Annotated in this window: 7 protein-coding genes and 3 pseudogenes; 1 reads left to right on the forward strand and 9 read right to left on the reverse strand. The window is 57.1% G+C overall.

The window, feature by feature from the left end:
• Positions 1 to 29: 29 nt before the first annotated feature.
• Positions 30 to 239: pseudogene (locus B2W52_RS16810) on the forward strand (IS110 family transposase); the annotation flags it as partial.
• 531 nt (positions 240 to 770) lie between these two features.
• Here B2W52_RS16810 and B2W52_RS16815 read toward each other — a convergent pair.
• The 9 genes and pseudogenes from B2W52_RS16815 to B2W52_RS16850 form a co-directional block, all read right to left on the reverse strand.
• Positions 771 to 1,229 (reverse strand): hypothetical protein, encoded by a 459-nt coding sequence (locus B2W52_RS16815; protein WP_008172243.1) that lies wholly within the window; start codon positions 1,227 to 1,229, stop codon positions 771 to 773.
• Positions 1,230 to 1,436: 207 nt separating this feature from the next.
• Positions 1,437 to 3,944, reverse strand: coding sequence for a heavy metal translocating P-type ATPase (locus B2W52_RS16820; protein ID WP_008172242.1), 2,508 nt, complete (start codon positions 3,942 to 3,944; stop codon positions 1,437 to 1,439).
• Positions 3,944 to 4,171, reverse strand: a complete 228-nt coding sequence (locus B2W52_RS16825) for a DUF805 domain-containing protein (protein ID WP_008172241.1) — start codon at positions 4,169 to 4,171, stop codon at positions 3,944 to 3,946. The genes B2W52_RS16820 and B2W52_RS16825 overlap by 1 nt, the downstream gene beginning before the upstream one ends.
• A 27-nt stretch (positions 4,172 to 4,198) precedes the next feature.
• Positions 4,199 to 5,553 (reverse strand): annotated as a pseudogene (locus B2W52_RS16830) (APC family permease).
• A gap of 23 nt (positions 5,554 to 5,576) precedes the next feature.
• A pseudogene (locus B2W52_RS22370) lies at positions 5,577 to 5,861 on the reverse strand (hypothetical protein); the annotation flags it as partial.
• 165 nt (positions 5,862 to 6,026) lie between these two features.
• Complete coding sequence (locus B2W52_RS16835) at positions 6,027 to 7,130, reverse strand: ABC transporter permease (protein WP_008172526.1); 1,104 nt, start codon at positions 7,128 to 7,130, stop codon at positions 6,027 to 6,029.
• Positions 7,130 to 8,224 (reverse strand): ABC transporter permease, encoded by a 1,095-nt coding sequence (locus B2W52_RS16840; RefSeq protein ID WP_008172528.1) that lies wholly within the window; start codon positions 8,222 to 8,224, stop codon positions 7,130 to 7,132. Before B2W52_RS16840 ends, B2W52_RS16835 begins: the two co-directional genes overlap by 1 nt.
• Positions 8,221 to 9,951 (reverse strand): ATP-binding cassette domain-containing protein, encoded by a 1,731-nt coding sequence (locus B2W52_RS16845; protein ID WP_136631410.1) that lies wholly within the window; start codon positions 9,949 to 9,951, stop codon positions 8,221 to 8,223. The genes B2W52_RS16840 and B2W52_RS16845 overlap by 4 nt, the downstream gene beginning before the upstream one ends.
• Positions 9,952 to 9,957: 6 nt before the next feature.
• A complete protein-coding gene (locus B2W52_RS16850) occupies positions 9,958 to 10,920 on the reverse strand; it encodes an HlyD family secretion protein (protein WP_008172531.1) in 963 nt (320 codons plus the stop codon).
• Positions 10,921 to 11,117: the final 197 nt, after the last annotated feature.

The raw sequence follows: 11,117 nt of genomic DNA on the forward strand, positions 1-11,117 counted from the left end.
CGGGATTAGTTGACCACTACAGGGTCATCATGAATGTTACAACCATTGGCATTGATCTGGCGAAAACTGTGTTCAGTATTCACGGCACCAATCAAGACGGCAAGGCCGTGGTTCGTAAACGGCTCAATCGCCCTAAGCTGCTGGCGTTCTTCGCGTAACTGCCACCGTGCCTGATCGGCATGGAGGCCTGTTCCGGTGCCCATTACTGGGCTCGGGAGTTAACCAAACTTAGCCACGATGCTTGGATCACGTACTCACCAATGTTCGCTATTGTTTAATTGCGTCCCCTGCTTACAAGGCTTGTTGTTTGCCTCCAATCTTTCCGTTCCAGCGAGACTATTCCAAACTCCGAGTCGGACGCCGAATTTAGCACTTTGTGTGGAAGCCCAGGCCAGCGCCCTATTCTAGAATCAACTTTAAGTTTGTTTAGCACTTTGTGTGGAAATCGTGCCGTAACCCTCTGATTCTCTGTTTCACGGGTTTAGTACTTTGCTTGGTCGTCTATTCGGCCAACAAGGAACCCGCCGCACGCGGGTCCCCCCCTTGTTTAGCCACTGGCTATGACACAGCCTGTAATGCCATGCGTTCGCCCGTATCCCTTGTGCCACGTGGCTTTCAGGGGTTTTCAGGCTTGAATACTGGGCCGTAATTTAAGGGGGGCGGCCGATTTTGGAGTTTGTACCCCCCCCTATTAGACGGAGGGTGGTTGGCCGAGATTCAGTGTTAACAAGTGGTACTGAGCTGCGCACTGTCGCAGATATCAAACACAGTCAGAAATCATCCATACGGCCAATCTGGCGGGCCAGGCGCTTGGTTTCATTCTCTCCCAAGGTCAGGAGCGACTGGAGCAGCTCCCGTGCTTCGGGAATTTCGGCTTTTTCGACAAGGGTCTGATAGAGATCAAGAATTTGCTCGTGGACGTCGAACACTTCACGGCAGATGCCAGCAATATCAAGCCTCACGTATGGCTCGTCGCAGGTCCGATGGGTTTTTATGGGATCATGAGATAGATAATCGTAAACGCGACTCTCCAATGCCTTCGCATCTCCCTGGCGCTCAAACTCCCTCACAATGCGCTCGATTTCAGATTCATGGGTGGCCAGATAGTCCAACAGGGCCCTTGCCTGCTTGTCTTCGTGCTTTGTTTCACAATGGGACAGACACCGCGCCAAGTGCGAGTGGAGCTTGCTCGTCCAGTCAATTAGCTCTCCGAGTGTTTTGATATCCATACGGGCTCATCCCTCGCGGAAGGTATACTTTAAAAAATACACTTAAACGCTGTTTCCGAACAGGGGCCTTTACTCGACTCCAATGCACTCCACCGGGCATAGCGAACGCAATGACCCCCGCACCCAGGCCGATGCAGCCAATGGCAAATTGTTCGCTCATCACCGCGCTTTGCACTGCGTCCGGCCCAGCAGCAGAGCTCATCCGGCCTACCGGTGATCCTTCTCGTAACGCCGACGCAGTAACATTGAGTTACCAATGACCGAGAGCGAGCTGACAGTCATCGCCACTACACCAATCATCGGATGCAGCAGCCCCGCCGCAGCTATAGGAATAGCCGCAGCGTTGTATCCACTGGCCCATAGGAGGTTCTCAACGATCTTTTTGAAGGTCGCACGTGACAGCACCATGGCGTCAACAACACCAGATAATTCGCCACGGACCAGGGTAACGTCAGCAGCTTCGATAGCCACATCCGCACCAGCGCCTATGGCAATGCCTACGTTAGCCTGTTTGAGTGCCGGGGCGTCGTTAATGCCATCACCCACCATGGCAACATGATTGCCGTACTTTTCCTGCAGTTCCCGAATGGCATCCACCTTACCTTCCGGCAACACCCCGGCGCGAACCTCGTCGATGCCTACTTCGCGGGCAACCGCGTTGGCTGCACGCTCGTTGTCACCAGTCATCATCACAACATACAGTCCTTGCTCGTGCATGGCCCGAATGGCGGCCACCGATTCGTCCTTGAGCGTGTCGGCTACCGCGACAATGCCGTAGGCCTTGCCGTCACGGGCAACAATAACGGCAGTTCTGCCCTGATCCTCAAGGTCGGAAAGACTCTTGTCCAGGGCCTCCAGTCCATTAACGCCCTGCTCTTCCAGCAAGAGGCGGTTACCAATCAGCACGGTGCTCTCACCGACCCTTCCCGAAACACCTCTGGCGCCGGTGGAGCGGAAATCAACAACGTTCCCGGGTTTGATTCCACGTTCCCGGGCACCGTCCACAATGGCACGGGCGATGGGATGCTCAGAAGCATTTTCTACCGCGGTGGCAAGCTCCAGCAGTTCGGTCTCCGAAACGCCGTCGGCGGGTACTACATCGGTAAGCTTCGGCTCACCCCTGGTAATGGTGCCCGTTTTATCGAGGACCATTACCTTGACGTCCTTGAAGGTCTGAATGGCCTCTCCAGAACGAATCAGGATGCCCCGCTCGGCGCCGACGCCCGAACCCACCATCAGCGCAGTCGGCGTTGCCAACCCCAATGCACAGGGGCAGGCAATTACCAGCACAGCAATAGCCGCCAGGATAGCCAGCACCGGCGTGGCCGCCGTCGGGTCTACCCACGGCAGGAAAGCGGCGCCCCATTCAAGGATTGGTCGGAGTGTATCGCCTGCAAACAGCCAGACCACAAGACTGCCCAGGGCAATAACAAGAACCAGCGGCACGAAGCGACCGGTCATGCGGTCAGCAAACTCCTGGATTGGCACCCTGGAGCCCTGAGCCTCGTCGATCAGTTTCACCACCTGGGCCAGAAAGGTATCACCACCAACACGGGTAGCCTTGACTCTCAGGCGACCTTCCTTGTTGATGGTGGCACCAATAACCGTGTCTCCCGTGCTTTTGTATACCGGGACAGACTCGCCAGTGGCAATGGATTCATCCAGATGACTCTCACCATCCACCACTTCACCATCAGTGGGCACCTTGTCACCGGGCCGGACAATCATGATGTCGCCTGGAGCCAAATCCTTCACGGGAATTTCGACCTCTTCCCCTTCCCGTTCCACGCGGGCGGTCTTAGCGCCGAGGGTGAGCAATTTCCGGATGGCCTCCGAGGCCTTGCCCTTGGCTTTTGCTTCCAGGTACCGACCAAGCATATGGAAGGTCATGATGGTAACGGCCATTTCGATGAAAGAGGTCATCGGATAGACAAAGCCCACCAGACCAATCAGGTAGGGGGGAAGGCTGCCCATGGAAATGAGCACATCCATGTTGAAGGTGCCATTCTTCAGTGAACGCCAGGAAGCCTTGTGGGTAGCGGCACCGCCATAAAAAAACACTACCGGGAAGCCGAGCACTGCAATAATAGCCAGATACCCCGGAATGGGCTGCCAGAACATATGAAACATCATCAACACCATGATCAGTGTTGTCGGTACCGCAGCGATCCAGAACCTGCGTAATGCAAGCTTCAGATAGGCCTCTTCAACGGCCGAGTCCTCCTCCTGACTGGCATCTCCCTCAAGAGCGACAGCAGCAACATCATATCCGGCGCCCTCTATCAGCTCTTTCAGCTCATTTTCTGTCGGCCCATCCGAGCCGACTACCACGCTCACTGTGTGATTGGCTATGTTGGTTGACGTCGTCTGCACGCCGTCGTGTCGCGCAAGCGTACTCTTGATAATACCCGCACAATGGTCGGACCCCATTCCGGGTACCGTGACCCTGAAAGTCCTGCCACCCACTTCCCTCACGGAGGCCACATCGTAACCGGCACCCTCCACAGCGTGTTTTAAGGCTTCCCCGTCAGGCCCCGACGCAAGGGAGCGAACACTCACCTTATGTTTGGCAATGTTAGTCTCTATCTGGTCGATTCCGTCCAAGCGGCCAATCGTTTTGTTGATAATGCCGGCGCAGTGGTCTGACCCCATTCCCGGCACAATCAGCTCAAGGTCCCTTTGCCTTTGCGGTGCCTGTGTTTTCGTACTGTTCATCAAGATCTCCCGTCATTGTTTCTGTTGCTTGGCCAGTCACTGAACGCTATGAAATAAAGTAATACGAGATTGACGATGGGAATCAGTATCAGGAAGCCCATCCAGCCCGGATACCCGGTACGCTGGCAAATACGCCAGGCCGGAATCACAACTACAATGGCAATCACCAGCATCCACAGCCAGTGCCCTGCCCACATGGTGTTGCCAAACATATTATCTTCCATCATAGCACTGCCCTCCACGTCGAATGCCGGTTAATGGTGATCATGAGCATGAGATTCCTCATCTCCCGATTGCCGGGAATTCTCGGACTTTTTCAAAAAAATCTGCTCTGCCACTGCAATAACGATCATGGTGGCCACCGCAACACCGATGACAAACGGGTCCGTATTCAGCTTGACCCACACAAAGCCCCCAAGAACGAGCAAATCCAGCAAAATGGCCATGACTGGCACCCAGGCGCTGGCCTTCACGTCTTCGCGTAGATAACGAAGAACACCCCAGTGAATCGCAACATCCATTACCAGGTAGAACACGATACCCAGCGCAGCAATCCGGGAGAGGTCAAAAAAGGTCGTCAGGACCAGCCCCAGGACCACTGTATAAACCAGGGTGTGCTTCTGAATACTGCCTGGCATGCCGAAATGCCGGTGGGGGACCAGTTTCATTTCCGTCAGCATCGCCAGCATCCGGGACACCGCAAAATGCTGGCCAGAATGCCTCCGGCAGTAGCCATCATGGCAATGGCAACGGTGAACCACACGGCGTACTCCCCCAGTGCCGGGCGGGCGGCGGCGGCAAGGGAGTAGTCCTGTGTCTCGATAATCTCGGCCAGGGACAAGTTGCTGGCAACAGCAAAACCAACCAACGTATAGATCACCACGCAGGCTGCAATGGAAATAATGATCGCCCGTCCTACGTTCCGCTTGGGGTCTATTACTTCGGAGCCGCTGTTGGTAATGGTGGTGAAGCCCTTGAAAGCTAGAATTCCGAGCGCGGTTGCTCCAAGGAAGTTGCCCACAGTTCCGGCCTCTCCGGGATTCGAGAAGTCAACCGATATGGAGTCGGCGACCCATACCCCCACCAACCCGAAAATCAGTATGCCGCCGATTTTCAGGACGCCGATAAAGGAAGCCACACCCTGAATCATCCGGTTACCCAGCAGATTTATGAGAAACGCTGCCAGGATCAGTGACACCCCGAGAATGGGCACCATTCGCCCGCTTTCGTCGCCACCGAAGAGCTGCATGGTGTAGGAGCCGAACGTGCGGGCCAGAAAACTCTGGGCGATCACCATGGAAAAGTACATCAGCAAGGCGTTAAATGCGGTCGGCAGCCGGTTTCCGTAGGCCTTGTGTAAGTACATGCCGATACCGCCCGCAGACGGGTACGCATCGGAAATTTTGATGTAGGAATAAGCACTGAAGCTGACGATCACGGCGGCCGCCAGAAACGCCAGGGGGAACAGAACGCCCGTCATCTGTGCCATCTGTCCGGTCAACGCAAAAATACCAGCGCCTATCATGACGCCGGTACCCAGCATGACGGTTCCTGGCAGGGTGAGACTGCCTTCCTGATAGCGAGTGGTTCTGTCTTGCTCCCTGCTCATTCAACCTCCGGTTATTGTCGTTTCTATTTACGCTTCATAGGTGGAATTTTGGAACAGCAAAACGGATCATGTTTTGCGTTGGCCCGAACATTGTCGTCTGTAAACCGACACCACGCCAGTTTCCGCTGGGTCCACCACCCGGCCTGCAACCCGCCTCCGTGGGTTTTGATCAGTTCCATTAACTCGTCAAGAGACCAATGGGTTCCATCGTAGACGACATGCAGCTGGTTGTTCGGTTTGCGCTCGGCAAAATCAACACAGGGATGATGGTTGAGTTCATGGATGAAATCGCCCCACTGACTCTCGCCAAATCACTCACCATTTTGGCACGTAGATGCCGGTGAGGTGAGGAGGAGTCCATCCCATTGATTCAGGTTACTGATGAAAATGAATAATCACGGTAATCCTGATGCCTATGCGCCGTATCCTCTTGGCCGTGTAGCGACAAACGTCAGGCACTCACCCAACCGATCTCATTGTACCCGGCGTCGAAAGACCCAAAGGGAGAAAATAAACAGCGTGACACCGATTACCAGCAAGGCGAGAGCCTCATCCCAGAGAACCGCCAGGCCGGCGCCTTTGAGGAAAATACCGACGATGATATCCATGTAATAACGCAGTGGACTCAGCAGGGAGAGGCTTTGCAGGAAAGGCGGCATGGCTTCTACCGGCGTCAAACTGCCCGACAGGAACATCAGCGGGAAAAGTCCGAAAAAGGAGAGCAGCAACGCCTGCTGAAGGGTCCGGCTGTAGGCGGCAATCAGTACGCCCAGCGCAATCGCACTGAGCAAAAAGATGGCGGTCAGCACCAGAAATAAAAGCAGACTGCCCTGAAGGGGCACATCAAAGACTCTGACAATCACCAAACTCGGAAAGATGGACAGTACGCCCATGATCAGCGTGGGTGTGACCTTGGCCAGGAACAGTTCCAGGGTGGAAATGGGCGTCACCAGCAGCTGCTCGATAGTGCCTCGCTCCTTTTCCCGGACAATAGAGGCGGCCGGGTGAATAACGCCCACCATCATACCGGCCAGAGCAATCATCGATAACACGATAAAACCCGATGTTGTCAGATCGGGGTTATACCAGATACGGATCAGGGGTACCGCGACCCCCTTCTTCCCGGCAGCAGGGAGCGCTTCGCGCTCCTGGCGCTGGACGATCTGCAGAGCATCATTGACGGCATTGGCGGCAATGTTGGAATTGGTGCCGTCCTGGAGCAACTGGAGCTGAGCACTCTTGCCAGCGAGAAGAGCACCTTCGAACCCGGCGGGAACGACCAACACCATGGTGGCATCGCCTTTCTCCAGGAGGTCAGTGGCGGTTGCCACACGGGTTTCCTGAAATTTCAGGTCGAAGGTTTCGCTCACCGCAAATTTCTGGATCAACGAGCGACTCAAGGCGCTGCGATCCTCGTCCACCACCGCCAGGGGCAGGTGGCTTACATCAAAACTGAGCGCAACGGCACAAATGACGACTTCAATGGTGTAAAGCCAAAGTATCAGGGTCAGTATCAACCGGTCACGAAAGAACTGCACGAGCTCCTTGCGCAACAAACCAAATAAGGCAATTCCCATCAGGCCACCTTCTGCTTCATTCGCCAGGCCGCGAAGACAAATACCAGGACCGTATAGACGATCAACATCATCAGATTTGGCAGAACGGCTTCAAGGCCGGCTGATTTCAGTACGATGCCCCGGGAGATTTCCATAAAATAACCGGCAGGGAAAAGCCAGCTATACAGTTGCAGGGCAAGAGGCATGGTGAACAGAGGGAACAGAAAACCGGAAAACAAAAACGACGGCATCAAGGTGACAATCAGCGTTATCAACATGGCCGCCAACTGGGTACGGACCAGGGATGAGACCAACAGGCCGATACCCACCGTGGTCAGCACATAAACGAAAGCGGACGTCAGCAGCAGTATCGGGCTGCCGGCAATGGGGACCTGAAACCAGGCAAACCCCACCACCATGACCATAAGAATCTCCAGGAAAGCCACCAGACCGTAGGGCACCAGCTTGCCGACAACAAACTCGGTTGAGGTGACCGGCGATGCATAGATCTGCTCAATCGTACCGGTCTCTTTCTCACGCACGATCGCCAGGGCGGTCAGCAGGGGTGGGAACGCCATCAGGATCACGGCAAATAACCCGGGGATGACGAAATTGACGCTGCGCAGGGAGGGATTGAACCAGACCCTGGCCTGGACCCGGACGGCGCTCTGACGCGGGGCGGGGAAATTTGCGATTACCGCCTCGGCATAGGCCGATGCCAATCGACCCAGAACAGGATAGCCGCCGTCCACGATCACCTGGACAGGCGCCTCGTCGCCTCTGAGCAGTTGCCGGGCCAAGCCGGCTGGAATCACCACGCCCATGCTGATGGTCGAGCTTTGCAGTGCCGACTCCAGATCGCGGAGATCGGTCGTTTTCTGCTCTAATTGAAAATACCGCGAGCTGTCGAAACGGGCTGACAGGTCGCGGCTTGCCGGCGTGTTGTCCAGATCGTAAATGCCCACGGCAACCTGTTCCACATCCAGATTGACCGCATAGCCGAACAGAAAAAGCATGATCAGCGGCATGATCACGGCCAACGCAATGGTAACCGGGTCGCGAATCAGCTCGCGACTTTCCTTGACGATGAGGGCTCCAAGCCGATGAGCCTTCATGGTCCCAACGCCCGGGAATTGGCCGTTCCCGCCTGTTCTATGGCCGCCGTGAAGAGCATCTCCACCGTGGCGTCGGCTTCGAGGCCGAGCGAATGATTCAGCGATGATCGGCTACCGTGTGCAAGCAGCCGCCCGTCCAGCATTAACGCCAAACGATCACAATAGGCCGCTTCCTCCAGGTAGTGGGTAGTGACCAGCACGGTCATACCGCTGGCGGCCAGCTCACGGATAACCCGCCAGAAACGGTACCGGGCGACGGGATCGACACCCGAGGTGGGCTCATCAAGGAACAAGACCCGGGGCCGGTGAAGCAGGCTGCAGGCCAGCGCCAGACGCTGGCGCAAGGCACTTGAAAGATCACCGGTGAGCTTGTCGGGAATATCTGTCAGCCCCGTTACTTCCCTGGCCCAGTCGATCGCAGCCCGCGCCGCGCCTCCGGCCAGGCCGTAGGCATTGGCAAAGAAGCGGAGATTCTCCCAGGGGGTCAGTTCCAGATAGAGTGAAAACCGTTGTGACATATAACCAATTTGCCGGCGCAATGCGGTGCTACCCCCGCCGGAGCTCACCCCGGCCACCCGGGCGTTGCCCTCATCGATGGCCACCAGCCCGCACAAGGCCCTGATCAGGGTTGTCTTGCCCGCCCCGTTGGGCCCCAGCAACGCAAGCAGTTCGCCAGATGGCGCCTCGAAACTCACCCGGTCAACGGCCTTGAAATGTCCGAAGCGGACGCTCAGGCCGGTGGCCACCAGCCCTTCCTCTTTTCCCCTGTCTTGCCGGGCCAATTCCGGAAACTGCTGCTCGCCGGCCCTCCTGTCCGTCCGCAGCACAAACAGATCCTCGAGCCGGGGCTCGGCCGCCGCCAGGTGGGTTCCCTCGGGCAATAACTCGGCGAGCTGGTTTTCAGCGATGTCCGCGTTCATCACCAGTCGCAGGTGATCCGGCAACCACTGCACTGAATGGACGCTGTCAATTTGAGCCAGGATGCCGGACAACTCCCGCAAGCCTCGTCCGGTATCTCCAGCATTTACAGTGAACACCCTTCCGGCGGCGGGCCTCAGCAGCTCTTCCAGCGACCCATCCGCAAGAACGCGGCCCTGTTCCAGCAGCAGTATCCTGTCGCAGCGCTCCGCCTCGTCCATGTAGGAGGTAGCCACAACCATGGTCAGGCCCTGCGACCGGAAGCGGTCGAGCATGGTCCAGAGATGGCGCCGGGACAGGGGGTCGACGCCGAGCCCCGGTTCGTCAAGGATCAGCAGCTCCGGTTCATGGACCAGATTGGTACATAGCGACAACTTTTTCTGCATGCCACCGGACAGTTTGGCGGCGGGCCTGTCAGTAAAGCGGCCAAGCCCCGACATGGATAGCAACCTTTCTGAACGCTCCCGATAGAGTTCGTCGGGCACATCCCGGATGCGAGCGGCAAAGCTCAGGTTTTCCTTGACGCTGAGTCGATCGTAAAGCGTAAATCCCTGGGACATATAGCCAATCCGGGCAGCAACCTGCTTGGCCTCACGACGGGTATCGAAGCCCAGGACCCGGCATTCCCCCACAGTGGGGTCCAGGATGCCAGCCAACATCTGTAACAGCGTCGTCTTGCCAGCGCCATCAGCACCGACAATGCCCACTCGTTGGCCGCGATCAACGGAAACATCCAGTGGCTCGATGACAACATTGTCTCCGAATTGGCGGCCAAGGCCTTTGGCGACGATGGGTTCCGGGGAAGACATGACGGCTCAGCGCGCCGGAACCGAGAGGGTCGCTGGCCACTCGGCGTCCGGATCCCAGCGAATCCAGGCATCTGCCGGCATACCCGGTTTCAGAGCATCGGCCGGATTATCCAGCACCAGGGTAACGCCATAGACCATCCGAACTCTCTCGTCGGGCATGTGGACATCGCGGGGGGTGAACTGGGCGAAATCGTCAATCCTGCCGACTTTGGCGGAAAAGTCCCCGGGCAAACCGTCCACGCGGATTCTGGCGGGATCCCCCAAGCTGATCCGGTTGAGGATATCACCGGGGACATAGACCTTGAGTTCGAGCTGCTGCAGATTCACCATCGTGGCCAGCGGCTGGCCGGTATCGACAACCTCTCCCGTCTCCACCGCCCGGATCAGGATGGTTCCGGAGAGCGGCGCGGCAACCTCCGCTTTGTCCAGTTGCGATTCAGCCAGTGCCACCTGCGCCGCCCTTGCAGCCACCTGTTCTTCGGCGGCATCCTTCTGCCGCTGGAGAGACTCAAGTCGGCCCCGGGCCTCACTGACGGCATTTTCCGCCTGATCCAGATCACTCGAGCTGGCCAGATTGCGGGACCGCAAGTCCCGGATCCGCTGCCGTTGTTTCTCGGCATTCTTGAGATGATGACGCCAGGTGGTGATTTGGCTGTCGAAGCCGTCACGGACTTCCCGCGCCGAGGCCAGCTCGGCCTGTGCCGAGCGCAGGCGGTCTCTGGCATCGGCGGGGTCGATCACGGCTACCGTGTCGCCAGCCGAAACCTTGCTGCCTTCCGCGAGATGGTGCTCGATGACCCGACCGGCCACTTCGGCCGCGATCCGCACTTCCCGCCCCTCGATATGGCCATTGCCATAGACGATTCCCTGCGGCAAGGGCTCTTCCCCAAACAGAACAAAAACCCCATAAGAACCGCCGGCGAGCACCAACACCGCTATCAGAGACCAGAGCCAGGATTGGGATTTCACCAAACACTCCTTATGACATTACTGTTCAGGTTGGAGCCGGGATCAGGGCCACTGCCTCTCACTCCAGCCAATGAGATCACCCACTCTAGCACACGGCAGCCGCCGCGTCCAAGGTCGTTGCCGGATCTTAAGCGGCTCATTCAGGTCGCCCTCGAAGATGGCCGTCAGGGCATCGTCAAAGACGCAAAATGGATTGG

Origin of the sequence: Marinobacter sp. UBA2498, assembly GCF_002341575.1 — a bacterium.
GTDB classification, from domain to species: Bacteria; Pseudomonadota; Gammaproteobacteria; order Pseudomonadales; family Oleiphilaceae; genus Marinobacter; species Marinobacter manganoxydans.

Excerpts from the sequence above, each read along its gene's own strand:
- B2W52_RS16815 (WP_008172243.1), bottom strand. The coding sequence starts at position 1,229 with ATGGATATCAAAACACTCGGAGAGCTAATTGACTGGACGAGCAAGCTC.
- B2W52_RS16820 (WP_008172242.1), bottom strand. The coding sequence starts at position 3,944 with ATGAACAGTACGAAAACACAGGCACCGCAAAGGCAAAGGGACCTTGAG.
- B2W52_RS16825 (WP_008172241.1), bottom strand. The coding sequence starts at position 4,171 with ATGATGGAAGATAATATGTTTGGCAACACCATGTGGGCAGGGCACTGG.
- B2W52_RS16835 (WP_008172526.1), bottom strand. The coding sequence starts at position 7,130 with ATGGGAATTGCCTTATTTGGTTTGTTGCGCAAGGAGCTCGTGCAGTTC.
- B2W52_RS16840 (WP_008172528.1), bottom strand. The coding sequence starts at position 8,224 with ATGAAGGCTCATCGGCTTGGAGCCCTCATCGTCAAGGAAAGTCGCGAG.
- B2W52_RS16845 (WP_136631410.1), bottom strand. The coding sequence starts at position 9,951 with ATGTCTTCCCCGGAACCCATCGTCGCCAAAGGCCTTGGCCGCCAATTC.